General features: G+C 73.7%; 23 protein-coding genes and 1 pseudogene. 13 read left to right on the forward strand and 11 right to left on the reverse strand.

The annotated features are described in order from the left end of the window. Positions 1–84 (reverse strand): annotated as a pseudogene (locus I6A81_RS43815) (LuxR C-terminal-related transcriptional regulator); the annotation flags it as partial. Between the two features lie 48 nt (positions 85–132). On the opposite strand from I6A81_RS43815, the gene I6A81_RS23930 reads away from it, so the two are divergent. The 3 genes from I6A81_RS23930 (at position 133) to I6A81_RS45055 (ending at position 4,269) form a co-directional block, all read left to right on the forward strand. Further along, positions 133–753 (forward strand): alpha/beta fold hydrolase, encoded by a 621-nt coding sequence (locus tag I6A81_RS23930; protein WP_238438824.1) that lies wholly within the window; start codon positions 133–135, stop codon positions 751–753. Positions 754–932: 179 nt separating this feature from the next. Continuing rightward, positions 933–2,492: a serine/threonine-protein kinase gene (locus tag I6A81_RS23935; RefSeq protein WP_203003686.1), complete on the forward strand. Its 1,560-nt coding sequence runs from the start codon at positions 933–935 to the stop codon at positions 2,490–2,492. 157 nt (positions 2,493–2,649) lie between these two features. Continuing rightward, entirely contained in the window at positions 2,650–4,269 is a 1,620-nt protein-coding gene (locus tag I6A81_RS45055; RefSeq protein ID WP_203003685.1) for a serine/threonine-protein kinase, read from the forward strand. A gap of 60 nt (positions 4,270–4,329) precedes the next feature. Here I6A81_RS45055 and I6A81_RS23945 read toward each other — a convergent pair whose 3' ends face one another. The 3 genes from I6A81_RS23945 to I6A81_RS23955 all read right to left on the reverse strand — a co-directional run bounded on the left by I6A81_RS23945 (position 4,330) and on the right by I6A81_RS23955 (position 7,105). After that, positions 4,330–5,181 carry a VOC family protein gene (locus tag I6A81_RS23945; RefSeq protein ID WP_307874868.1) on the reverse strand — a complete coding sequence of 284 codons (852 nt, stop codon included), beginning with the start codon at positions 5,179–5,181 and terminating at the stop codon, positions 4,330–4,332. A gap of 121 nt (positions 5,182–5,302) precedes the next feature. Beyond that, positions 5,303–6,058 (reverse strand): TetR/AcrR family transcriptional regulator, encoded by a 756-nt coding sequence (locus tag I6A81_RS23950; protein ID WP_307874869.1) that lies wholly within the window; start codon positions 6,056–6,058, stop codon positions 5,303–5,305. 453 nt (positions 6,059–6,511) lie between these two features. Further along, positions 6,512–7,105 carry a hypothetical protein gene (locus tag I6A81_RS23955; RefSeq protein WP_203003683.1) on the reverse strand — a complete coding sequence of 198 codons (594 nt, stop codon included), beginning with the start codon at positions 7,103–7,105 and terminating at the stop codon, positions 6,512–6,514. On the opposite strand from I6A81_RS23955, the gene I6A81_RS23960 reads away from it, so the two are divergent. From I6A81_RS23960 to I6A81_RS23970, 3 genes are all read left to right on the forward strand, one after another. Further along, the gene (locus tag I6A81_RS23960; RefSeq protein ID WP_203003682.1) at positions 7,095–7,955 is read left to right on the forward strand and encodes a helix-turn-helix domain-containing protein; all 861 of its coding nucleotides are present in this window, start codon (positions 7,095–7,097) and stop codon (positions 7,953–7,955) included. The two genes, I6A81_RS23955 and I6A81_RS23960, sit on opposite strands and share 11 nt — an antisense overlap. A 1-nt stretch (position 7,956) precedes the next feature. Next, on the forward strand, positions 7,957–8,196 hold the full coding sequence (locus I6A81_RS23965; RefSeq protein WP_203003681.1) for a DUF397 domain-containing protein: 240 nt from the start codon (positions 7,957–7,959) through the stop codon (positions 8,194–8,196). A gap of 339 nt (positions 8,197–8,535) precedes the next feature. Beyond that, positions 8,536–9,117: a 3'-5' exonuclease family protein gene (locus I6A81_RS23970; protein ID WP_203003680.1), complete on the forward strand. Its 582-nt coding sequence runs from the start codon at positions 8,536–8,538 to the stop codon at positions 9,115–9,117. A gap of 86 nt (positions 9,118–9,203) precedes the next feature. Here I6A81_RS23970 and I6A81_RS23975 read toward each other — a convergent pair whose 3' ends face one another. The 3 genes from I6A81_RS23975 to I6A81_RS23985 all read right to left on the reverse strand — a co-directional run bounded on the left by I6A81_RS23975 (position 9,204) and on the right by I6A81_RS23985 (position 11,030). Beyond that, the gene (locus I6A81_RS23975) at positions 9,204–9,626 is read right to left on the reverse strand and encodes a GNAT family N-acetyltransferase (protein WP_203003679.1); all 423 of its coding nucleotides are present in this window, start codon (positions 9,624–9,626) and stop codon (positions 9,204–9,206) included. Between the two features lie 103 nt (positions 9,627–9,729). Beyond that, the gene (locus I6A81_RS23980) at positions 9,730–10,218 is read right to left on the reverse strand and encodes a DoxX family protein (RefSeq protein WP_203003678.1); all 489 of its coding nucleotides are present in this window, start codon (positions 10,216–10,218) and stop codon (positions 9,730–9,732) included. Between the two features lie 263 nt (positions 10,219–10,481). Next, a complete protein-coding gene (locus I6A81_RS23985) occupies positions 10,482–11,030 on the reverse strand; it encodes a helix-turn-helix domain-containing protein (RefSeq protein ID WP_203003677.1) in 549 nt (182 codons plus the stop codon). A 74-nt stretch (positions 11,031–11,104) separates the two neighbouring features. Between I6A81_RS23985 and I6A81_RS23990 the strand changes: the two genes are divergently transcribed. Next, positions 11,105–12,283, forward strand: coding sequence for a benzoate/H(+) symporter BenE family transporter (locus I6A81_RS23990; protein WP_203003676.1), 1,179 nt, complete (start codon positions 11,105–11,107; stop codon positions 12,281–12,283). Positions 12,284–12,293: 10 nt separating this feature from the next. On the opposite strand, the gene I6A81_RS23995 is transcribed toward I6A81_RS23990, so the two are convergent. The 4 genes from I6A81_RS23995 to I6A81_RS24010 all read right to left on the reverse strand — a co-directional run bounded on the left by I6A81_RS23995 (position 12,294) and on the right by I6A81_RS24010 (position 16,239). Beyond that, a complete protein-coding gene (locus tag I6A81_RS23995) occupies positions 12,294–13,073 on the reverse strand; it encodes a Clp protease N-terminal domain-containing protein (RefSeq protein ID WP_203003675.1) in 780 nt (259 codons plus the stop codon). A 198-nt stretch (positions 13,074–13,271) separates the two neighbouring features. Next, positions 13,272–14,243 (reverse strand): LLM class flavin-dependent oxidoreductase, encoded by a 972-nt coding sequence (locus I6A81_RS24000; RefSeq protein ID WP_203003674.1) that lies wholly within the window; start codon positions 14,241–14,243, stop codon positions 13,272–13,274. A gap of 99 nt (positions 14,244–14,342) precedes the next feature. Beyond that, complete coding sequence (locus tag I6A81_RS24005) at positions 14,343–15,227, reverse strand: sigma-70 family RNA polymerase sigma factor (RefSeq protein WP_203003673.1); 885 nt, start codon at positions 15,225–15,227, stop codon at positions 14,343–14,345. Positions 15,228–15,528: 301 nt separating this feature from the next. Beyond that, positions 15,529–16,239 carry a TetR/AcrR family transcriptional regulator gene (locus I6A81_RS24010; RefSeq protein ID WP_203003672.1) on the reverse strand — a complete coding sequence of 237 codons (711 nt, stop codon included), beginning with the start codon at positions 16,237–16,239 and terminating at the stop codon, positions 15,529–15,531. 252 nt (positions 16,240–16,491) lie between these two features. On the opposite strand from I6A81_RS24010, the gene I6A81_RS24015 reads away from it, so the two are divergent. From I6A81_RS24015 to I6A81_RS24040, 6 genes are read left to right on the forward strand one after another with little or no spacing between them, the layout of a single operon-like run. Then, a complete protein-coding gene (locus tag I6A81_RS24015; protein WP_203003671.1) occupies positions 16,492–17,748 on the forward strand; it encodes an ABC transporter substrate-binding protein in 1,257 nt (418 codons plus the stop codon). A 54-nt stretch (positions 17,749–17,802) separates the two neighbouring features. Next, positions 17,803–19,833, forward strand: coding sequence for an ABC transporter permease (locus I6A81_RS24020; RefSeq protein WP_203005160.1), 2,031 nt, complete (start codon positions 17,803–17,805; stop codon positions 19,831–19,833). Continuing rightward, positions 19,823–20,578 (forward strand): ABC transporter ATP-binding protein, encoded by a 756-nt coding sequence (locus tag I6A81_RS24025; protein WP_203005161.1) that lies wholly within the window; start codon positions 19,823–19,825, stop codon positions 20,576–20,578. The genes I6A81_RS24020 and I6A81_RS24025 overlap by 11 nt, the downstream gene beginning before the upstream one ends. After that, on the forward strand, positions 20,575–21,327 hold the full coding sequence (locus I6A81_RS24030) for an ABC transporter ATP-binding protein (protein WP_203005162.1): 753 nt from the start codon (positions 20,575–20,577) through the stop codon (positions 21,325–21,327). Before I6A81_RS24025 ends, I6A81_RS24030 begins: the two co-directional genes overlap by 4 nt. Before the next feature lie 2 nt (positions 21,328–21,329). After that, positions 21,330–23,174, forward strand: a complete 1,845-nt coding sequence (locus tag I6A81_RS24035; protein ID WP_238429795.1) for an AMP-dependent synthetase/ligase — start codon at positions 21,330–21,332, stop codon at positions 23,172–23,174. Next, positions 23,171–24,304, forward strand: coding sequence for an acyl-CoA dehydrogenase family protein (locus I6A81_RS24040; protein WP_203005163.1), 1,134 nt, complete (start codon positions 23,171–23,173; stop codon positions 24,302–24,304). The genes I6A81_RS24035 and I6A81_RS24040 overlap by 4 nt, the downstream gene beginning before the upstream one ends. The last annotated feature ends 60 nt before the right edge of the window (positions 24,305–24,364 follow it).

The following is a 24,364-nucleotide window of genomic DNA, read 5'->3' on the forward strand; positions in this document are numbered from 1 at the left end:
CAGCAGGTGGGTCTTGACGGTGGCCTCGCCGATGAACAGCTCGCGGGCGATCTCGGCGTTGGTCCCGCCGCGGGCGAGCGCCGCGGGCAACGCGGTGTCGCGGGGGGGGCGCGCGCCCCCACGGCCGTGACGATGGACTACCCGACCGACCCGGCCGCCGGGCTCGACCGGTATGCCGACGCCGCCGTCGACGCGATCGAGGCGGGTGGCGGCGAGGGGCCGCTGGTCGTCGTCGCGCAGTCGCTCGGCGGGTTCATCGCGCCGCTGGTCTGCGCGCGGGTCGACGTCGACCTGCTGGTCCTGCTGAACGCGATGGTGCCGCGCCCCGGCGAGTCGGCGCAGGCGTGGTGGGACAACGTCGGCCACGAGGCGGCCCGCGCCGCCGACGCCGCCCGGGCCGGCAGGACACCGGACGCCGACTTCGACGCGCGCGTCGAGTTCTTCCACGACGTGCCCGCGCGGATCGTCGAGGAGGCGTTCGCGGGTCCGCCCCCGCACGGCCCGTCGGAGACCATGTTCGTCGAGCCCTGGCCCCTGCCCGCCTGGCCGGCGGTGCCGACCCGTTTCCTGCAGGGCCGCGACGACCGGTTCTTCCCGTTGGCGTTCCAGCGCCGCGTCGTCGCCGAGCGCCTTGGCCCCACCGTCCCGTTCGACGAGCTCCCCGGCGGCCACCTGACCGCGCTGAGCCAACCCGCCGCCCTCGCCGCCCGTCTCGACACCTACCAGCGTGAGCTCGCCCTCGCCCGTCGCTGAGTCGGCTCCGGACCTGGCGGTCCCGTCCGTGGTCTCACGCGGGCAGGACCGCCGGGTCGGGCGGCCGCGAGCCCGGCGCGCCAGGCTTCCCTCCAGATCATCGGCGCTGTCCGTTATCGGTTGGGTTGCCCTGTTGTAGCGTGGCCGTGATGACCCGATCACCGGCAGGGAGCCGTCCGATGATCGACGGGTACAGCTCGTTCGAGCCGATCGGGCACGGCGGCTTCAGCACCGTCTATCTCGCCTACGAACCGGACCTCGACCGGCACGTGGCGATCAAGGTTCTGCACGCGGACCTGCGCGACGGCGACACCCAGCGGCGGTTCGACCGCGAGCGCCGCGCGACCGGGCGGCTCACCGGGCACCCGCACATCATCACGGTCTACCGGACGGGCGCGACCTGGGACAACCGGCCCTTCCTCGCCATGGAGCGCATCGAGGGCGGCTCGCTGCGCGACCGGATCAAGGCAGAAGGACCGCTGCCGGTCGCCACGGCCGTCGGCCTGATGCTTCCGGTGGCCGACGCGCTCGCGACCGCCCACAGGGCGGGTGTGCTGCACCGCGACCTGAAACCGGCCAACATCCTGCTGCGCGGCCCGCACGACCCCGTCCTGTCCGACTTCGGGATCGCGAGCGTGTTCGACGGGACCGACCAGGCGACCACGACGGCGGCGTGCACTCCCCGCTACGCCGCCCCCGAGGTGCTCTCCGGCGAGACGCACGGCCCGGCCTCCGACATGTTCTCGTTCGGCGCCACCCTGTACAACCTGCTCACCGCGACCACGCCGTTCGCGGGTGAGGTACCGGTCCAGCTCCTGCTCCGGATCCTCGCCGACGATCGCCTCCCGATCGGCCGGCCGGACGTCCCGCCCGACCTGGACGCGCTCATCCAGGACCTGCTCGCCGCCGACCCCGACCGCCGCCCCGGCTGGGCCGAGATCACCGACCGGCTGACCGCCCTGGCGCCGGGGAGGGCCGCGGGCCCGGCGCGACCATCGCCGACGCCGCCTTCCTCGACTCGACCCTCCCCCATGCCGCCCTCCCCCGCGCGGCCCTCCTCGACGCCGCTCTCCCCGACGCTGCTCTCCCCGGCATCGCCCGCTTCGGCGCCGCCCTCTTCGACGCCGCGGCCGCCGTCGTCGCCCGAACCCGCGCGGGCTCGGCCCCGGCGCGCCCGTCTTCTCCTGGCGCTGTCGCTCACCGCGCTGCTGGCGCTCGCCGCCGCGGCGCTCGCGCTGTTCCCGCTCGGCGGGGACGACGACGAGCCCACCGACGCCGGACCGGACGCCGACGCGACGCGGATCTCCCCGACCCCGCCGAGTTCGTCGGCCTCGCCCACGGCGGGTGGGTCCTGCCGGCAGGAGGCCACCGCCACCCGGGACTACCGGGGCCGGCTGTGGTCCACCCACTATGTCTGCGAGATCCGAACCGGCTCCTCCGTCTACGCCAACGTCGCCGCCGCCGACGACCAGCCGCTCGACGACTCCGGCTACATGTTCGCCGCCGACCAGATCTGGGTGATCTGCCAGCTCGAGGGCCGCGGCAACACCCCCGGCACCACCCCCGGCGAGGGCACCTCGGCCGTCACCGGCTGGTGGCTCTACACCCAGGGCGACAGGGCCCTCCCCAACACCCACGACTACACCCACGGCTGGGGCTACCTTCCCGCGACTGCCGTCGCGCGGGCCGGTCAGGACGGGTCGGTCCCCGGAATTCCCACATGCGACGACTACCCTTGATCTTTGACCTCCCGGTCCCGTCAGAGACCCGCCTGACGCCCGGCGGCACGGACATCGCCGCCGGGCGCGGACACCTACTGGGCACCGCTGGGAATCGGGCCGGACGGCCCGAGGGAACATCGCCCGGCCTGAACCGCCACTGGCAGGAAGCCGCCCGATGATCGACGGATACAGCGCGTTCGAGCCGGTCGGGCGCGGCGGATTCAGCACCGTCTATCTCGCCTACCAGGAGATCTTCGACCGGTACGTGGCGGTCAAGGTGCTGCACGCCGACCTGCACGACGAGGACGCCCGGCGCCGGTTCATCCGCGAATGCCGCACCACCGGGCGGCTCACTGGCCATCCCCACGTCATCACGGTCTTCGACGCCGGCACCACCCAGGAGAACCGCCCCTACCTGGCCATGGAGTACTTCCCCGGTGGCTCGCTGCGCGACCGGATCATGAACGAGGGGCCGCTGCCCGTCGCCACGGCCGTCGGCCTGATGCTCGCGGTGGCCGACGCGCTCGCGACGGCGCACCGCGCCGGCATCCTGCACCGCGACCTGAAACCGGCCAACATTCTGCTGCGCGGCCCGGACGACCCCGTCCTGTCCGACTTCGGGATCGCCCGGCTGTTCGACGGCGCCGACCAGGCGACGACCGCCGCCGCGTTCACCCCCGCCTACGCGGCGCCCGAGGCGCTGTCCGGGGAGACACCCGGGCCGGCGACCGACGTCTTCGCCTTCGGCGTCACCCTCTACACCCTGCTCGCCGGGAGCACCCCGTTCCCCGGCCGGGCGCCCCTGCAGATCCTGCGGAGCATCGTCGCCGGCGACATCACCCCCCTCGGCCGGCCGGACGTCCCGCCCGACCTGGACGCGCTCATCCAGGACCTGCTCGCCGCCGACCCCGACCGCCGACCCGGCTGGACCGAGATCACCGACCGGCTGACCGCCCTGGCGCCCGCGCCGAACGCGCCGGCCGCGGTGGCGGCCCCGCCGGACACGACCACCGTCGTCCAGCCGGTGCCGCCGCTGCCCGCGCTGCCCGGGCCGACACCCCTGCCGACACCCCCACCGCCGCCCGGGCCCGCTCCGTCGCCGCCTCCCGGGCCCGCTCCCTCGCCGGTGCGCGGCTCGGCGCCGAGCCCCACCCGTACCCGGCGCGGCGGCGCGTTCGTCGGGGTCGCCGCCGGCGCCGTCGCGCTACTGGTCGCGCTCGGGGCGATCGCGCTCGCGCTACGAGACCGGGACGACGGCTCGGGCGGGACGGCGGGCGCGGGAACCGTCACGATCGTGTCCGCGACGGGCCCCGGGCCGACCGCGACGACCGCGACGACCGCGACGACCAGCCGTCGGCCGGAACCGGGACAGACGACGTCCGACGCCGCGCCCCCGCCGGTCTCGCCGCCCCCACCGGGCGCGTCCTGCCCGCGGCAGGCGACCGCGACCGAGGACTACCAGGGCCGGCGATGGCCCGCCCGCTACGTCTGCCGGACCTATGCCGACGCCCCCGTCTACGCCAACGTGGGCGCCGACGACAGCCGGCCGCTGGACGATTCCGGCTTCATGAAGACCGCCGACCAGGTATGGGTGATCTGCCAGCTCCAGGGCCGAGGCAACCCGGTCATCCGCGGCAACACGAACACCTGGTGGCTCTATACCAAGGGCGACGACACGCGGGCGAACGCCTTCGGCTACACCAAGGCCTGGGGTTACCTCCCGGCCACGGCCGTCGCCCAGGGCGGCCAGAACGAGCCCATCCCCGGCGTCCCCGTCTGCGCCGCCTACCACTGATCTCGGCGCCAGCCCAGACGCCGTCGGCCAGCCACCGCTTTACCCCCGCCTCATGGCGGGTCAACCGCGAAGCGGGACGTTCGGCTTGATGATCGAGAAGTGGGCGCCCAGAGGGTCGTTGACGACGGCGAAACGGCCCGGGGGGATGTCGGTGGGCGGCACCGGGACGGAGCCGCCCAGGCTGAGGATCTTCTCGGCGCAGGCGTCGGTGTCGTCGACGGCGAGATAGACCATCCAGTGCGACGGGATCTCGGCCGGCCAGGCGTCGTTCATCCGCATGAGGCCGGCGACCAGCCGGCCGTCGAGGGACCACCGGGTGTAGGTCACGTCGTCACCCCATGACTGGGTGTCGGCCGCCCACCCGAAGACGTCCTGGTAGAAGGCGCGCGCGGCGGCGTCGTCCCGGGCGGCCAGCTCGTTCCAGCACATCGCGCCCGGCTCGTCGAGAAGCTCGACCCCGGAGTTGGCTCGGGGCTGCCAGAGCCCGATCGGCGCGCCTACGGGGTCGGTGAGGACGGCGAGCCGGCCGGCGTCGAGCACGTCCATCGGCTCGACGAGGGTCTTGCCGCCGGCGGCCCGCGCGCGGCGTACGGCCTCGTCGGCGTCGCTCACCCCGAGGTAGGTGGTCCAGACGTTCGGCTGGCCGTAGAAGTCCGGGCCCGCGCCGGCCACGCGGCGCCCGCGCAGGGTGAACTCGGTGTGGCCACCCGCGGCCGGGTCCGGCGATCGGCGTGCCTCCCAGCCGAACAGCGCGCAGTAGAACGCGACGGTCGCGTCCAGGTCGGGGCTGGCGACGTCCATCCAGACGGGTGTGTTCGGGACGGCGGCGTTGATCTCGGCCATGGCGTGCTCCTTCGGACGGCGGGCCGCGACGCCGCCACCGTAGCGGCCGGCTGTGACAGACTCCGCCACGCCCGGCGCGTCCTCGGCCCGCCACGTCGTCATCCCGCCGCGTCGTCATCCCGCCGGCGACCCGGGCGGCCGGCCTGGAACCCGCGCCGGCCGGCGGCGGCCAGGATCCGGCCCCGCCGTCTCAGGTCCGCTCGTCGTCGCGCGGCCGCGGCGCCGATGGCTTCGCCGGGACGGATCCGCCGGGCTCCTCCGTGACCGTCGAGCCCCGGCCGGTCGTCGAGCGCGGGCCGGTCGTCGAGCCCGGGCCGGTCACGGCCCCGGAAGCCGCGCCGAGGCCGCCCAGGCAGAACGCCCACACGTGCTCGGCGATCGCCTCCGCCGGCTCGGTGGCCGGCGCGAAGGCGTGGTGGTGGTACATCGACAGGAGGAGCCCCGCGACGAGCGCGGCGTCGCGGTCCACGTCCGCCGGGGCGAGCAGGCCGGCCTCCCTGGCGGCCCGCAGCTCCCGGGCGACGAGGTCGGCGTAGGGCCGGGTCGCTCGCGCCATCTCCTCCGGGAACAGCTGGTGCAGGCGCCAGTGCTCGCTGGTGATGAACCTCGGGCCCGCGCCCGCGCGGTCCTGGCCGTCCAGTTCGGACAGCACCGCGACGACATGGCGGCGCAGTCGGGCGACGGGGTCGGGCAGGTCACGAGCCGCCTCGTCGTAGCGCGCGACCTGCTCGGTGACCATGTTCTCGATGACTGTGACCAGAAGCTGGTCCTTGCTGGGGAAGTGGCGGTAGAAGGTCTGCATCGCGATGCCGGCCTCCTTCACGAGCTCCTGGGTCGTGAAGGAGGCACCCTTGGTCGCGATCAGCCGCCTGGCGGCCTCGACGATGATCCTCGTCTGCCGCGCGCCGCCCGTCCGCGACCGTCGCGCCAGTGACGGCTGGTCCACGGCGCGCTCCGCCCAGGAGGTCACCGGCGCCCACGACGACGGCGCCGTGGCGGGACGGGGGTCGCCTCGCGGGCCGGCCGCGGCGGTGCTCCCGCCCCGTCGCGCGCACCCACCTCCACCGGTGTGTCTCCCCCGCGCATCGGACCGCCGACGCCGTACCCGCCGACAGCAGAAGGATCACAGCTGTAGAATGCCGCTCTCGCTACTGGGAGCACATAGTAGCGCCTCTTCGTAGAGCCCGACTTCCGAACGTCACCTGATCGCGAAGAGTCGCGCGAACCCGGCGTAACGCCCCCAAGGACGCCAAGGTGGCGAGCGAAGCCGTCGGCCTCGGCGAGGTCGACGGGATCCGTGCCGTCAGGATCGCCACTCGACGATCGGCCCCATGAGCGCCCCGGACGATCGCGCCCGCGTTCGCTCGCGCTCCGAGCGGCGCCGTCGGCGGCCTTCCCGTCAGCCGGCGCGCCGGCCGTGGCCGGACGGCGCGGCCGCGGGGCACGGACGGCCGCCGGAGACGCCGGCCTCGGACGGCTCGCCGGGGGCGGCCACCGAGCCGGCGGCCACCGAAGTCGCGGACTGGTCGCAACCGGGCAGGACCGCGAACTCGGCCCAGGCGATCAGTTCACAACGGGCGGACCAGATCCGGCGACTTACTCTTGCCAGACGGTCATCAACCGTCAGCGGCAGGAGAACGGCCAGGCCAGCGGCCCATTGGTGAGCCCGACGATGCGCGGTGTCGAAGTCATCGAAGGCGCCCAGGGTCCGGCCCTGGGCGTCCCAGACGGCAAACGGGGAATCGTCCATCCCGGCCCACCCTCTCTCCCGCGACACGCCGGCCGCGTAGATGGAGATGCCGTGCTCGACCGCTACCACCTGATTACGGCCCGCGTCAGAATCTACTCCGGGCACATGCATACGCAAGTACGTACGCGCGATGCGTAACCGGGCATTCCCCATGGGGCGATCGTCAGCCCACCGAGCGACCTGGCAGACTGCGGCCGAACGAGCGATCACGATCTCGGCGAGAGGAGAGGCGATGCCGAGCATCCCGGGACCGACCGTGCGGCGCCGCCGCCTCGGCGCCGAGCTGCGCCGCCTGCGCGAGGCGAGCGACCTCACCGTCGACCAGGCCGGTGAGCACATCCATCGCTCTGGTCCGACCATCAGCCGCATGGAGGCGGGCCAGTTCCGGTTCGTGCCCCGCAACGTCGCCGAGCTGCTCGACCTCTACGGCCTCCAGGACCCGGACCAGCGCCAGGCCTTGCTCGCGCTCGCGAAGGAGTCGCGCCGCCCCGCCTGGTGGCACTCCTACGGGGACGCCGTCCCCCGCTGGTTCCAGATCTACATCGGCCTGGAGGCCGAGGCTTCCGCGATCTCCACCTTCGAGGGCCTGCTGGTGCCCGGTCTCCTTCAGACCGCCGACTATGCTCGCGCCGTCATCCGCGCTGCCAGCCCGTCCCTGTCGGCCACCGAGGTCGATCGCGCGGTCGAGCTACGCCTCACCCGCCAACAGGTGCTCACCACCGTCCCACCGCTCGACTTCTGGGCGATCGTCGACGAGGGCGTGATCCACCGCCACGTGGGCGGCGCGGCCGTCATGCGCCGCCAGCTCGAGGCACTCCGCTCGTTATCCGAGCAGCCTGGGATCACTTTGCAGGTCGTACCGTACAGTGCCGGCGCGCACGCCGGCATGATCTCCAATTTCACCCTCATCGGGTTCGCTGACACCGGCGGAGCCCCGGAGACTGTCTATATAGAGGCCCCGACCGGCAGTCTCTACCTGGAAAAATCGACCGAAGTCCGCCGTTATGAGAGCTGGATGAACCAGCTCCGTGGTACTGCCCATAATCCCGACAATACCCGTTCACTGCTCGCAGCCATAGCCAAGGACATGTGACATGACCACGCACACGTATATCCCCGCTTTTCCGTTCTCCGCCCGCTTCACTCCCCTGACCTGGCGCAAGAGCAGCTATTCCGGCGGCACCGGGGGCAACTGCGTTGAAGTCGCCCCGCTGCCGGACGGCGGCCGCGCGGTGCGCGACTCCAAGAATCCCGCCGGACCCGTGCTGTACTTCACCCCGGCAGAATGGTCGGCCTTCCTGGCCGGCGTCCGCGACAACGAGTTCGACCTGTAAATCCACGGACCCGCGGTCCACACGGCTCGAGGAGGGCGTCGCGCGCATATCGCGCCGGAGGCGGTCAGCGGCACTCGCGCGTCGCGGTTGACCACCACCGACACCGAACGCCTGGCCAGGGCGCACCCCCGCCAAGAACACCCACCGCCCGGGGCGCTCGGCGAGCAGGAGTGCCCCACCACCGCACAGGGCCTCCCGGAGATCCCGGGAGGCCCTGTGCGGTGGTGGGGGGTGGTGTCTGGTGGTCAGCCGCCGATGGTGGTGGCGGCGGGGCGGAGCGGCCGCGCGTGGTACGACGGCCCGGCAACGTCCCGGACGGGGATATAGGAGACTCATGGCGTGGGTGGGTTGCCAGAGCTCTATATCGCCGTTGACGTGGAAGCGGACGGGCCCATCCCCGGGCCCTACAGCATGCTGTCGCTCGGCATGATGGTCGCCGGCCGGACCGACCTGACGTTCTACACGGAGCTGCGCCCCATCTCGGCGGACTTCGTGCCGGAGGCGCTCGCCGTCTCCGGCCTCGACCGCGACCGGCTGCTGCGCGAGGCACCCAGCGCCGAGGACGCGATGAAGGCGGCCGCGCACTGGGTCGACGAGCTACGCCCGATCGGCCGGCCCGTGTTCCTCGCCGCCCCCGCCGTCTGGGACGGCATGTTCGTTCACTGGTACTTCCTGCGCTTCCTCGGTCACAGCCCCTTCGGGGCCACCGGCTCCGGGGTGGACCTGCGCAGCTACTGGATGGGGCTGACCGGCAGCGACTGGGCCGGCACCAGCAAGAAGAAGATCAAGCGGACGCTCGGGCTGGCCGGCGTCGCGCACACCCATCACGCCGGCGACGACGCCGCGGAGCTCGCTCTGATCTTCGAGACCATGCTGCGGGCCCACGGCCGGCTCCCCGAGCCCGGCGCACGGGACGCGTAACCGGCCGCCCGAGGGAGGACCTCGGCCCAGCGCCCGAGGGAAGGCCCAGCCGACGGCCAGCCGCCGGCTGGGCGAATCGGGCCGGGCTACCGGCGTGGCCGGCGCTCCAGGCAGGTCCCGTCGGGCGGGGCGAAGCCGAACCGCCGGTACAGGCCGTGCGCGTCGTCGGTGTGCAGCATCCACCGGAAACAAACCCCGGGCCCCTCGTCGATCATGGTGGCGACGAGCGCCGCGCCGAGACCGTGCCCGCGCGCCTCCTCCGCCACGAACACGTCCGCGAGATAGGCGAACGCGACCCCGTCGGAGACCGCCCGCGCGAACCCGACCAGCCGGCCGGTCGAGGCCTCGTACGCGCCGACGACCCGCCAGGCACCGTCCACCTGGGCCTCCCAGTCGGCGCGCCGGCGCCACCGGCCCCAGTAGGCCTCGGTCGACAGGAACGCCCAGACGGCGTCCCGGTCGACTCTGTCGCGGTCGTCATCCAGCACAAACCCCTCCACAGCGGCCATGCGCCGTGACTCTGGCAGACCCTGACGCCGCTCCGCACGCCCTTTTGGCGGCGACGCCGGCAACCGGCGCCGACTACTCCGTACAGGTCGCGGCGGTGGGGCCTCAGCTCCCGGGACGGCCCACATCTAGCGTCCCGGGGGTGAGGCGCCGGGCGAGGCGGGCGTCGAGCGAGTACCTGCCGGGTCCACTGACCAGCAGGAACAGCAGGCCGAACAGCATCGACCAGTCGGTGCGGGCCTCATGGGCAACGCCCCAGAAGCCGGAGACGCCCTGGAAGCCGCCGGGAGCCAACGCGCGCAGCTTCGTCAACGCGATCGCGAGACAGATGTCGACGAGCAGTGGGATACAGGCCAGCCGAGTCAGCAGGCCGAGCAGCACCAGCAGCCCACAGACGATCTCCACCGTTCCGTCCAGGTAGGCGAAGAATCCCGGTGCCGGAATGCCGATCTTCTCAAACCGTCCCGGCCCGAGCTTGTCCGGGAACAGGAACTTCTGGATGCCTTCGGACAGGAACACCGCCCCGACGAGCAGCCGAACCAGAATCATCGCCCCAGGCCCGTCGGCCCTGAGCGTGCCGACGACGTCCCGCATCCGGCCGCCCCCTCCCAGTTCCGCCGAGCCGCCAGCCGAGAGCCCGGCGGAGCGCTCACCGCGCCCCGCCCACAAGGCGCAGCGTAGGAACCGGCACGCCAGATCGCCTCTCCTCGCGAGCCGAAGCGGCCCACCGACGCGCGTCAACGGACGTGGCCGTTCCCGGCCTGGCGGCCAGCCGTGGGATCTGGGCGTGACCAGCGGGGATGACCAGGACGCTCTTCGGCACCAAGGCACACCCAGCCGGCGAACCCCCGAGAGCGCTACTCGCGCTGGTCGTCGTCCCGGGACGGTGAGCGGATGGTGAGGACGGCCTCGGCGGGGGTGTCCCCCAGGGACCGGTAGGCGTGGGTGGTGGCGCTCTCCCAGGTGAGGGTCTCGCCGGGGCCGGCCTCGGTCTCGCGGCCGGACGGGCCGGCACGGACGCGGCCGTGCGTGACCAGCAGGTGTTCGACGACCCCGGGGCCGTGGGCGGTCGAAGGGTGGCGGGCGCCCGGGTCGAGGTGGAGCAGGTAGACCTCGACCGTCGTCCCGTCGGCGTGCCGGGTGGCGTCGAGCAGCCGCGCGACGATGCCCGGGGAGGCGATCTCGGCGCCGGCCCGCTCGGCGAGCAGGGTCGCGAGCGGCACGCCGAGCGCGCCGGCGAGCGCGTAGAGGGTCGACAGCGTCGGGTTGCGGACGCCGTTCTCGATCTCCGACAGCGAGCCCTTGCCGACGCCAGCCCGCGCCGCGAGCGCGCCGACCGACAGGGCCCTGACCCGCCGGGTCTCGCGCAGCCGGGCGCCGACGGCGGCCGCCACCTGGGGGTTCACGCGCCGGGCCCGCCGATGTGTTCCCTATCGCCGATGCGTTCCATATATGGAACCCTATGACTAGTGTTCCGTATATGGAACGGATGCACCTCGCGAGCGCCGGTGTCGTCGCGGCGCTGGTCGGCTTCGCCAGCGCGTCGGTGGTGGTGCTGACGGGGCTGCGGGCCGTCGGCGCGAGCCCCGCGCAGGCGGCCTCCGGCCTGCTCGCCGTCACCGTCGCCCAGGGGCTCGGCACGGTGCTGCTGTCCCGCCGCCATCGCATCCCGGTGGTGCTCGCCTGGTCGACCCCGGGCGCCGCGCTGCTGGCGTCGACCGGAGCGGTCGACGGCGGCTGGCCGGCCGCCGTCGGGGCGTTCCTGGTCGTCGGCGGGCTGATCCTGCTCACCGCGCTGTGGCCGCGGCTCGGCGCGCTGATCGCCGCGATCCCGGCCGCGATCGCGCAGGCCATGCTCGCCGGGGTGCTGTTCGCGCTCTGCCTCGCGCCCGTGCACGGGCTGCTCGACCACCCGGCGCTCGTCGCGCCGGCCGTCGTCACGTGGCTCGCGCTGTCCCGGCTCGCGCCCCGCTGGGCGGTGCCGGCGGCGTTCGCCGTCGCCATGGTCGCGATCGGGATCTGGCTCGCCCGCCACGGCGGCCCGGACGGCCCGCTGCTTCCGCGCGTCGACCTGACCGCGCCCACCCTGACCTGGGCCTCGGTGCTGTCGCTCGCGGTCCCGCTCTACATCGTCACGATGGCGTCACAGAACGTCCCGGGAGTGGCGGTGCTGGCCTCCTACGGCTACACCGTCCCCTGGCGCGAGTCGATGACGGTCACCGGCGTCGGCACGGTCGCCGGCGCGTTCGCCGGCGGCCACGCCATCAACCTGGCGGCCATCACCGCGGCGCTGGCCGCCAGCCCCGAGGCCCACCCGGACCCGAGACGACGCTGGCTGGTCGCCAACCTCGCCGGCTGGACCCACCTCGTCCTGGCCCTGCTCACGACCGCGCTCGTCACCGTCATCACCGCGGCGCCGGCCGGGGTGATGACGGCGGTCGCGGGCCTCGCGCTGCTCGGAACGCTCGCCTCGTCCCTGAACGCGGCCCTGGCCGAGCCCGCCGACCGGCAGGCGGCCGTCGTGACCTTCGCGGTCGCCGCGAGCGGCATGACTCTGCTCGGCATCGGCGCGGCCTTCTGGTCGCTGGCCGCGGGCCTCGTCGTGCGCGCGACGCTGCGCCCCTTCGCCCGGCCGGCCCCGCCCGAGCCGGCCGGGTAGGGACGCCGGCTCAGCCGGCGGCCTCGGCCTCGTCGATGGCCGCGAGGTTGGTCACCAGCGCGGCGAGCGCGGTCTCGATGTAGGACTCCGTCGCCGGCTTGGTCAGGCCCAGGTCGCCGAGCAGCCGTGAGCCACGCTCCGGGGCCTCCTGCTCCTCCAGCTCCAGCAGGGCGAGCAGGAGGTGTTCGGTGCCGACGTAGTTGTGGCCGAGGCGCAGCGCCTCCCGGAAGGTGAGCGTCAGCGCCTTCTTGGAGCGCGCGTCGAACGGGATCAGTTCCCGCCGCTCGCCGTCGCCCGCCGGCAGCGCGGCGGCGGCGGCCGCCCGGACCGTGTCGAGCGCCGCCCCCTGGGCGACCAGCGCGCGGGCGCCGATGCCATCCGGCTCGGCCAGCAGGCCCAGCACGAGGTGCTCGGGGGTGATCTGCTCGTTGCCGGCCGCGCTCGCCTCGTTCTGCGCCGCCACGACGACGTTGCGCGCCCGCGGCGTGAAGCGGGCGAAACCCTGGCTCGGGTCGAGGTCGGTCGCCTCACCGGGGTCCTTCGGGACGAACCGCTTCTGGGCCGCCTGCTTGGTCACGCCCATGCTGCGGCCGATCTCCGTCCAGGACGCGCCCGAGCGCCGCGCCTGATCCACGAAGTGCCCAATCAGATGGTCGGCGACGTCGCCGAGGTGGTCGGCCACGATGACCGCGCCGGACAGCTGGTCGAGGACGCCCGTGTGCGTCTGCTTGATCCCATCGATGAGGTCGTCGAGTCGAACGGGGGTGGTCACCTGCACTGGATCTACCATGCGTCAACCATAGGTTGACGCCAACCTCTTCGTCAACCTCGAGTTGACGCCTGACGCACCTCGTCAGCCGGCCAGCCAGCGGCCCGCCGCGGTCGCCAACGTGTTGGTGACGATCTGGTGAGCCCACCGGCATCGGCCAAGCCGATGCCCAGCGTCGAGCGAGCCCGGTATGCGGCGGCCTCGACCGGCGTGGGCCCGCTAACCGAACGCGGGCAGAACCTCGCGCTCGAACAACCGCAGGCTCGACCAGGCCACGTCGATCGGCATCCCGCCGCAGAGCGGATGAAAATGCGCGAAGGGGGTCGCGGCGGCCTTCAGCTCCTCGACGTACTGGGCGGGCTTCAGCACGCGGAAGCGCCCGGTCGCGCGCAGCGCGTCGACGTCCGGCACCGTGCGATAGGGGCTCGCGACGTCGTCCTGGGCCTGCCAGGCGCCGTACGCGTTCGTGTGGTGCAGGAAGAAGGGCGCCATCTGCCGCCAGCCCAGTTCGGCGTCTTCCGCGAGCGCCACGGTCCCGGCCGAACCCATCGGGCTGGCACCTGGGTCCGGACGCCCGAGGCGCTGGACCTCGTCGCGGTAGAACTCCCAGACCCGCGGGTCCGAGGGGACGAAGCCGTCGGCGATCCGCGCCGCGCGCCGCGCCGCGGGCTCGCTGCTCCCCCCGAGTGAGACCGAGGGGCCGCCCGGCCGGAACGGCGCGGGCGTGAGGTGCACCCGGCGGCCGCGGTAGTCGAACGGCTCGCCGGTGAAGGCCGCCTTCAGCGTCGAGACCACCTCGGTGACCCGCCGCGGGCGCTCCTTCATCGGCACGTCGAACATCGCGAACTCCTCGCGCACGTAGCCGGCGGCCACGATGAGGTCGACCCGCCCCCTGCTCAGGTTGTCGAGCACGATCAGGTCCTCGGCCAGCCGCAGCGGATCGTGGAACGGCGCGATGAGCGCGGCGATGGTGAACCGGGCGTTCGTGGTGCGCGCCGCCATCGCGGCGAGCATCGGGATCGGGCTGGGTAAGTAGCCGTCCGCCGATCCGTGGTGCTCCGCGACGGTGATGGTGACGCAGCCCAGCCGGTCCGCCCACTCCGCCATGTCGAGGGCGGCCGCGTAGCGGTCCGCCGTCGCGGTCCCCGCGAAGGCCGGGTTGCGGAAGTCGAAGTGCAGGCCGAAATGCATGGCGGCATGCTACGAGAGCTGGGAGTCTCCGAGCCATAGTTTGACTTGGCCAAATTTTCAGCGCGGATTGTCGAGCCTGCCGGCCACCTCGGCGGGCGGTTACGCGAGGCCGGTGAGGTCGAGGTGGCGGAGGCGGTCCGGGTCGGCCAGGACGTCGATCTCGACGATCCGGCCGCCGTGGACGGCGAAGCTGAGAACCGCGGCCGGCGACACCCCCGCCCGGATGACCACCACGCCCGGCAGGCCGTTCACCAGCGCCGGCCGCCCGAACGGAGCCTGGGACGCGAAGGTCGACACCCGCTCGGCCACGACCTGGGCGCCGTGGGCCTCGGCCAGGCCGCCCGCCGCCGCCCCCGGGTCCGCGCGCAGCACCACGTCCGGGTCGAGCACCGCGAGCAGGCCGTCGAGGTCGCCGTCACGCGCGGCGACCTGGAACGCGGTGACGAGCTCCCGGTGCCGGGCGCGGTCCACGTCCGAGGTCACGCGGGCGCCGCGCACCCGGCGCCGGGCGCGGCTGGCGAGCTGGGTCGCGGCCGCCGGCGACCGCCCGACGAGCGCGCCGATCTCGGCGAACGGCACCCCGAACATGTCGTGCAGCACGAACGCGAGCCGCTCGGCGGGGGTGAGCGTGTCCAGCACCACCAGCAGGGCGAGGCCGACGGCGTCGGCGAGCAGCGCCTCCTGTTCGGGGTTCACGGCGTCCTCCCGCCCGACCACCGGGTCGGGCAGGGAGACGCCGAACGGCTCCTCACGCCGCGTCCGGCGCGTGCGCAGCGTGTCCAGGCAGACCCGGGCGACGACGGTGGTCAGCCAACCTCCCAGGTTGGCGACCTCGCCGGCCTCGGCGCGCGCCAGCCGCAGCCACGCCTCCTGCACCGCGTCGTCCGCCTCGGCCAGCGAGCCGAGCATCCGGTAGGCCATCGCGCGCAGGCGGGGCCGCTGCTCCTCGAACCGCTCGGCAAGTACGTCGTGCGCCTCGGTCATGTCTCCCCTTCCGGCTCCGTCATGCCTATGACGAATCCCGGCGGGCACATCTGACACCGGCCGGCACCTGCCACGCCGCGCCCGGCCGCGACATCCGTGGCGGATTCACCATCTCCCGCGCCGACATCGCCCACCAGATGCCGCGCGCCCTGAAGGGCACGCCACCGTCCACCCGACGATCGGCCTGGGACGGTCGGCCGGGTCGGCCGGGTCCGACGGGCCGGCCGCGCCCAGGAGGGTGCCCGGCCCAGTTGCCGGGCCCGCGCCTCGCGCCTCGCGCATGGCGGGCCGGCGGGCGGCGCTAGGGGGAGGCGGCCGCCGTGCCCGCGGCGGGAGCCGGCCTGGCGGGCGAGTGCGGGCCGGTGGACAGACCGAGGGCGCGGACCCAGATCTTGTTCACCGTGTCGATCAGCGTCTCCTCGTCGTAGTCGACGCCGTCGTAGGACCAGGCCATGACCAGGCGCTCGACCATGAAGGTCAGCGCGTGCGCGGTGTGCAGGGGGTCCAGGTCGGGATAGGCCAGCCCCGCGGCCTGCCAGGACCTGATGGCGGCGACCACCTTGTCCTGGAAGTAGCTGGCGATCTGGTCCCACTCGTCGCGCAGCCGCTGGTCGTCGTCGCGCGCCTGGTAGAGCAGGTTGAGCAGCCGCGCGTTGCGGCGGAACGCCTGCACGTAGACCCGGTTGACCTCCTCGAGGCGGCGCACCGGGTCGACCTGGCCGCTGACGTGGCCCGGCGCGATCGCGGTGATCTCGGCGACGACCTCCTTCATCACGTCGTGGAAGAGGTCGTGCTTGGACCGGTAGTAGTTGTAGAGCGTGCCGGCGGCGAGGTTCGCCTCGGCGGTGATGTCGGACAGCCGCGCGTTGTAGAAGCCGTCCCGCTCGAACACCACCCGCGCCGCCGCCATCAGCTTCTTCGGCGTCTGTTCCCGGCGTGGATCGTTGCGGGTGCGCCGCGCCGGCGCGCTCGCGGGCGGGGTCTCCCGCGGCGCCTGCCTAGGTCGGGCCATTACGCACCTCCACTGCCATGTTCCGAGCCTTTCATGCCGCGGCGGCGTGCCCGGTGGCGCCTGACCAGCGCCATGGCACGGGGCGACACCTCCCAAAGGGAAAGGTTGACGTCATCCTCATTATTAGCTAGCGTCCGGCGTGACGCCAGTCACACCCGCGGATGAGCCGAGACCGGCCTACCCGCGGCTCGCATCCGCCGCCACCAGGCACGGTGCGCGGCCGCGAAACTGCCGCAGAAGGGACCACCGAACATGCAGCGCAGAGCTGTCCGATTAGCGACGGGACTGGTCGCCGCGGTCTGCGTGGCCGCGAGCCTCGCCGCCTGCGGCGGTAGCGACGACGGCTCGTCCGACTCCCCCGGCGCGCCAGGCGCGAGCGTCCCGACGGGGACACCGATCAGGGTCGGCTTCTTCAACCCCTCGACGGGGCCGCTGGCCTCGCCGGGTGTGGGGACCGGGTCGAAGGCGGCGGTGAAGTACATCAACTCCGACCTGGGCGGCGTCAACGGCCACCCGATCGAGGTGATCGACTGCGCGGTCGACGGCACCCCCGAGACGTCGATCTCCTGCGCCAACAAGTTCGTCTCCGAGCGCGTGGTCGCCGCCCTCGACGGCTACAACCTCACCTCGAGCGCCACGCTGCCGATCCTCACCCCGGCCGGGATCCCGCTCGTCGGCATGATCCCGTTCGACTCGGTCACCGGCTCCGAGGCGACCAACCGCGTCTACTTCGGTGCCCCACAGGCCGCCTACCTGATCGGCGCCCTGCAGGCCTTCCAGCAGCAGGGCAAGAAGTCGGCGGTCCTGGTGCTGGCCGACACGCCGTCGTCGCACCAGACCATCGACATGGTGCTCAAGCCCATCGGCGCCGCGCTGGGCATCGACGTGACCGGCCTGTACTACTCCCCCACCAACCCGAACTTCACCGCGCTCGCCTCGTCCATCGTGTCCTCCGACCCGGACGTCGGCGGCCTGATCGCCTCGCCGAACGACGCCACCTGCACCCGGCTGCTGCAGAACATGCGCCAGCTCGGATACCAGGGCACGGTCCTGCTCGCCGCCTGCACCGGCTTCATCAAGCAGGCACCGGCGCAGGCCGCCAACTCGGCGATCTACTCGTCCACCTGGCTGCCGACCGCGTCCACCCACGCGCCGGCCAACAGCCAGGAGGAGCTGAAGATCGCCAGCAAGTACATCGACGCCGAGAACGGCACCGCCGACTACTACGCCTACGGGACGTTCTCGCTGTTCGCCGACTTCGCCAAGGGCCTCGCGACCGCGCCGGCGGCGGAGCTGACGGGCCAGGGCATCCTCGCCACGCTCAAGGGACTGACGGCGTTCCCGGGCTTCCTCGGCCCGGAGCTCACCTGCGGCAAGGCCACCTCGCCCAACTGCACCACCCAGATCCTGCTGTTCGAGGTGCAGCCCGACGGCACGACCAAGCCGGTCACCGGCACCTTCCTCACCGCCCTGCCCGACATTCTCGCCAGGATCCCTGGCGCGAGCTGAGCGGTCGCCCGCGGGCCGCCACCGGGCGGCCCGCGGGCACGGAAAGGTCCGCTGATGGGTGAGTTCCTGCAGTTCGTCTTCCTGGGCCTGTCGACCGGCGCGGTCTACGCCGTGCTCGCGTCGTCGCTGGTCGGCGTCTACGCGGCCACCGGAATCGTCAACTTCGCCCAGGGCTCGATCGCGCTGTGGGCGGTCTGGGCGGTCGCCGCCCTGCGCGCCGACGGGACGCTGGTCCTGCCGGTCGGCAGCGTCGGGCTCGGGTCGGGGCCGATGGACCGGGTGCCGGCGGTCGCGATCGGGGTGGCCTCGGCCGTGGTCTGGGCGCTGCTGGCGCACCTGCTGGTGTTCCGCCCGCTGCGCCGCGCGCCGGTGCTGGGTCAGGTCGTCGCGTCCGTCGGCCTCATGATCTTCCTGCAGGCGCTGGTCACGCTGCGGTTCGACACCACCAGCCTGCAGGCGCTTCCGCTCCTGCCGGCCAAGGTGCTGACCTTCGCCGGCGCGCACGTCAACGTCAGCGACCTCGTCCTCGCCGGGGCGGCCGTCGCGGTCGCCGCCCTGCTGTGGGCCTACTTCCGGTTCACCCGGCCGGGCATCGCCACCCGGGCCGGGGCCGAGGACGAGCGGGCCGCCCGGCTGATGGGCCTGTCGCCCGACCGGCTCGCCGCCGTCGTCTGGGCCATCACCGGCGGTGTCTGCGGCCTGGTCGCCGTGCTGGCGGCGCCGACGATCGGCCTGGACCCCACCTCCTACACGTTCTACGTCGTGCCGGCGCTCGCCGCGGCGCTGGTCGGCCGGCTGGCCTCGATCGGCCTGGCCTGCGCCGCCGGCCTGCTGCTCGGGTCGTTCCAGACCGTCATCCTGTGGCTCGGCACGAAGTCCTGGTGGCCGGGCTGGGCGCAGGCCGGCCTCGGTGACGCGCTGCCGTTCGTCGTCGTCATCGTGGCGCTGTTCCTGCTCGGCGGGCGGATCCCGTCGCGCGGCGAGGTCACCGAGACCCGGCTGGCCGCGGTGACCATCCCGCGGCTGCGCCCCGCGCCGGTCGCGCTGGTGCTCGCCGCGGCCACCGCGGCGACCCTGCTCACCTCGGGCGCCTGGCGCTTCGGCGTCGTGACCTCGGCGATCCTGACCCTGCTCGCGATGTCGCTGGTGCTGCTCACCGGCTACCTGGGCCAGATCTCGCTGGCCACGATGGCCTTCGCCGGCACCGCCGGGTTCGCGCTGTCGAAGCTGACCACCAGCGCGCACGTACCGTTCCCGTTCTCCATCCTGATCTCGGCGATGGTCGCGACCGCGGTCGGCGTCGTGGTCGGCATCCCCGCGCTGCGCATCCGCGGCGCGCAGCTGGCCGTCGTCACCCTCGCGGCGGCGATCGCCGTCCAGAGCTTCGTCTTCAGCAACCCGGCGCTCACCCCGTTCGAGGGCAACCTGATCCGGGACCCGTCGCTGTTCGGGCTGAGCCTGGCCGTCCGCAGCGGCACCGACCTGACCACCGCCCGGTTCGCCCTGACGGTGCTGGTGATCGTCGCGCTGCTGACCCTCGCCGTCGCGCGGCTCATGGCCGGCGCCACCGGGCGGGGCTTCCTGGCAGTGCGGTCCAACGAGCGGGCGGCCGCCGCGGCCGGCATCAACGTGGCCGCGACCAAGCTGCTCGGCTTCGGCCTGTCCGCGTTCCTCGCCGGGATCGGCGGCTGCCTGATCGGGTACAGCCGCGGGCAGCTGTCCGACGCCTCGTTCACGGTGCTGGCCGGCCTCACGCTGCTGGCCATGGCCTACGTCGGTGGCATCACGAGCGTCAGCGGCGCGATCATCGCCGGGCTGATCGGCCCGCTCGGCGTGCTCTACACGTTCCTCACCCAGACCGTCGAGGCCGGCCGGTACTACCAGCTCATCGCCGCCGGCGGCCTGCTGGTGACCGCGGTGCTCAACCCGCTCGGCCTCGCGGGCACGACCGGGCACCACGCGCGCGCGTGGCTGTCGCGCCGGCGGCGCCCGCCCGAGGCGCCGCCGCCGGGCGCGGCCGCCCCGACCGGCACCGAGCCGGCCGGTACCGTCCCGACCAGCCCGGAGCCCAGCCATGCCGCCTGACCCGCTGTTCGCCACCGACGCGCTGACCGTCCGCTACGGCGGCGTCCTGGCCAACGACCGCGTCACGCTGACCGTGGATCGCGGTGAGATCGTCGGGCTCATCGGCCCGAACGGCGCGGGCAAGACCACGTTGGTCGACGCGGTCAGCGGCTTCGCCCCGGCCACCGGCGCGGTGACGCTCGCGGGCCGCCGCCTCGACGGCGCCGGGCCGCACCGGCGCCGCGCCGCGGGCCTGGCCCGCACCTGGCAGGCGGGCGAGCTGTTCACCGACCTGACCGTGGCGCAGAACCTGGCGGTCGCCATCGAGCGGCCGGGGTGGCGCACCGTGGTCGGCGACGTCTTCGGCCGTCGGCGTCCGGACGCCGACGGCATCCAGGCGGCCCTGGAGATGCTCGGCCTCGGCGACGCGGCCGACCGGCGGCCGACGGAGCTGTCGCTCGGCCAGCAGAAGCTCGTCGGGGTGGCCCGCGCCCTGGTCGGCGGCACGGCCATGCTGCTGCTCGACGAGCCGGCCGCGGGGCTGGACACCCACGAGAGCGGCCAGTTCGGTGCCGAGCTGCGCCGGATCGCGGCCACCGGCGTCGGCGTGCTGCTCATCGACCACGACATGACGCTGGTGCTCGACGTCTGCGACCGCGTCTACGTCCTCGACTTCGGCAAGGTGATCGCGTCGGGCCCACCGGCGGCGATCCGCGACGACCCGGCGGTCATCGCCGCCTATCTCGGAAGCGCGGTCGCGGAATGACCCCACCACCAGCGGCCCTGGAGATCTCCGGCCTGAGCGCGGGCTACAACGGCGTGCCGGCGGTCCGTGACCTGTCGATCAGTGTGGCCCAGGGCGAGGTGCTGGCCCTGCTCGGCCCGAACGGCGCCGGCAAGACCACCACCCTGCTGGCCGCGGTCGGTCTGCTGCCCGCCCTGCGCGGCAGCGTCGTCGCGCTCGGCACGCCGCTGCGCGGGCGGCGGGTCGAGCGGACCGCGCGCGCCGGGGTCAGCCTGGTGCCCGCGGGGCGCGGGGTCTTCCACCAGCTCACGGTGGCCGAGAACCTGCGGCTGGCCCGGCGGCGCGGCGGCGCCGACCTGGACGAGACGCTCGGCCACTTTCCCCCGCTGCGCCCCCTGCTGGGACGCCGCTGCGGGCTGCTCTCCGGTGGCGAGCAGCAGATGCTGGCGCTGGCCAAGGCGCTGCTGGCCGGGCCGCGCGTCCTGCTCGTCGACGAACTGAGCCTCGGGCTCGCGCCGCTGGCGGTGCGGGGCCTGCTGCCGACCATCCGCGCGCTGGCCGACGAGCGGCGCATGGCGGTGGTGCTGGTGGAGCAGCACCTGGACCTCGCGCTGTCGGTCGCCGACCGGGCCGTGGTGCTGCACCACGGCCGGGTCGCGCTCGCCGGCCGGGCCGCCGAGCTGCGCGAGCGCCGCGACCTCGTGGAGGCGGCCTACTTCGGGCACACCGACCCCGCTTCACCCTTCGAGCCCTCAGGGAGCGCACCGTGACGCTGTCCGCCGATCCGACGGCCACCGAGGTCGCCGAGGTCGTCCGCGATCTGACCCTTCCGCTGCTGCTGCGCCGCAACGCCGAGGAGTTCGGCGCGTTACCGGCGCTGACCGCCGGCGACGTGACCCTGACCTGGGCACAGCTGCGCGCCGACGCGCTCGCCGCGGCGCGCGGCCTGCGCGCGCTCGGCCTGCGCCGCGGCGACCGAATGATGATCATGATGTCTCCCCGGGTGGAGCACTGGGTCGTCGACCTCGGCGCGGCGCATCTCGCGGCGATCGGCTGCACGGCCTACCAGACGCTGTCCGCCGAGCAGATCGGTTACGTGGCCCACCACAGCGGCGCCACCGTCGTCGTCCTCGAAGGCGCCGACGAGGTGCGCCGCTGGGCGCCGGCGCTCGACGCGCTGCCCGCCCTGCGCGCGGTCGTGGTGGTGGACCCGGCCGCTGTCCCGGCCGGGGACGGCCGCTTCACGTCCTGGGCCGACCTGCTCGACACCGGCCGGCGGCTGCACGCGGCCGACCCGGCCGTCATCGAGGACACCTGGCCGACGATCACCCCGGACGACCCGCTGTGCATGCTCTACACGTCGGGCACGACCGGAGACCCCAAGGGGGTCGTGCTCAGCCACCGCAACGCCTTCTACGAGGCGGCAGCGGTCGACCTCGCGGCGCCGACCCCCATGCACGCCGCCTCGATCGCCTACCTGCCGCTGGCGCACATCGGCGAGCGCGAGCTCGGCATCTACCGCGCCGCCTACAAGGCGCTGCACGTGACGGTCTGCGCCGACCCGGCGCAGGTGGTCCCCGCCCTGGCACGCACCCGGCCGCCCGCGTTCTTCGGCGTGCCGCGCGTCTGGGAGAAGCTGGCCGCCGGCCTGCGGATGCAGGTCGGCGCGCTGGCCGAGCCCCAGCGGTCCGCGATCCTGCGGGCGCACGCCGTGGCGGCCGAGGCGTTCCGCGTCGAGGGCTCCGGCGGGACGCTCGGCGCCGAGCGGGCGGCGGCGCTCGCCGAGGCCGAACAGGCGGTCCTGCGGCCGCTGCGCACCCGCCTGGGCCTGGAGGAGCTGCGGTGGGCCAGCAGCGGGTCGGCGCCGATCCCGGTCGAGGTGCTGGAGTACCTGGCCGGGTTCGGCATCCGCGTGCTCGAGGTCTGGGGCATGAGCGAGACGACCGGCTGCGCCACGGTGAACCGGCCGGACGCCTTCCGCGTCGGCGCGGTGGGCCGGGCCATCCCCGGCGTCGACGTCCGGCTCGCCGACGACGGCGAGATCCTCGTCCGCGGCCCGATCGTCTTCCTCGGCTACCTGGACGCCGACGGCCGGATCGCGCCGGCGGTGGACGAGGACGGCTGGCTCGCGACCGGCGACATCGGCACCTTCGACGCCGACGGGTTCCTCACCATCACCGACCGCAAGAAGGAACTGCTGATCACCTCGAGCGGCAAGAACATCGCGCCCAGCAAGATCGAGGGCCTGCTGCGCGCGCATCCGCTGGTCGGCCAGGCGGTCGCCGTCGGTGACCGCCGCCCCTACGTCACCGCTCTGATCACGCTCGACGAGGAGGCGGCGCCGCTGTGGGCGAAGGCCCAGGGGCTCGCCGCCGTGACGGCCGGGGAGCTGGCCGCCGAGCCGGCCGTCCGCGACGAGCTCGACCGGCTCGTCCAGACCGTCAACGAGCGGCTGGCCCGCGCCGAGCAGATCAAGCGGTACGAGCTGCTGCCCCAGACCTGGTCGCCGGAGTCCGGCGAGCTCACCCCCACCCTGAAACTGCGCAGGCGGGTCATCCTGGACCGCTACGCCGACGAGATCGCCGGGCTGTACACCCCGGCCGGAGTCGCCCCGTGAAGACCGCCGAACAGCACGCGTTCGCCGAGGCCGTCGACGACTTCTGCCGCGCCCACGCCGGCACGCGCGAGCAGCGCGACGCGCTGAGCGAGCACGGCCAGCACCCGCACAACCCCGGGCTCTACGCCGCCTGCGCCCGGCTCGGCTGGCTCGGCGCGGGCCTGCCGGAGGCCTACGGAGGCGCCGGCGGCGGCATGACGGAGACCGCGATCTTCGCCGAGCGGATCGCCTACGGCCTCGCCCCGCTGGGCGGGTTCGTCACCTCCATGGTCGCGGTCGGGCCCTACCTGCGGTTCGGCACCGAGCAGCAGCGCAAGTCCGTGGTCACCGGCGCCGCGAACGGCGCCGTCGAGGCGATCTCGATCTCCGAGCCCGGCGCCGGGTCGGACGCCGCCGCCATCCGCTGCCGCGCCGAGGCCGTCGACGGCGGGTATGTGATCAACGGCCAGAAGACCTGGTGTTCCAACGCGCACCTCGCCGACCACATCCTGCTCGTGGCCCGCACGTCCACCCACGGCGACCGGCACGCCGGGCTGACGATGTTCTGCGTCCCGGCCGGGGTCGCCGGCCTGACCGTCCGGGGCATCCCCACCATGGGCGGGCGGGAGGTCAACGACCTCTTCCTCACCAACTGCTTCCTGCCGGCCGACGCGGTCGTCGGCGCCGTGGACCGCGCCTGGCCGCAGCTGATGGCCGGGCTCAACAGCGAACGGCTGATCCTCGCGGCCACCATGCTCGGCCGCGCCAGGCGGGCCTTCGACGACACGGTCGCCTACGTGCGCGAGCGGACGCAGTTCGGCCAGCCGATCGGCTCGTTCCAGGCCCTGCGGCACCGCCTCGCCGACCTCGCCACCGAACTCGCCTGCGCCGACCTGCTGGTCTACGACGTCGCGGCCAGGGTCGACGCGGACCCGGAGACGCAGCTGCCCCGCGAGGCGTCGATGGCCAAGCTCAAGGCCACCGAGACCGCCAAGAAGGTCGCGATCGAGGGCATGCAGATGATGGGCGGCTACGGCTACACCACCGAGTTCGACATGGAGTCCCACCTGCGGGCCACCATCGTGTCGACCGTCTACGGCGGCACCAGCGAGATCCAGCGCGACATCATCGGCCGCTCCTACGGCCTGTAGCCGCCGCGAGGCGGCTACAGGCCGCCGATGGGCTCACCACGAGTGTCGGTACCCGGAGTC

Origin of the sequence: Frankia nepalensis (genome assembly GCF_016786325.1) — a bacterium.
Lineage (GTDB): Bacteria > Actinomycetota > Actinomycetes > Frankiales > Frankiaceae > Pseudofrankia > Pseudofrankia nepalensis.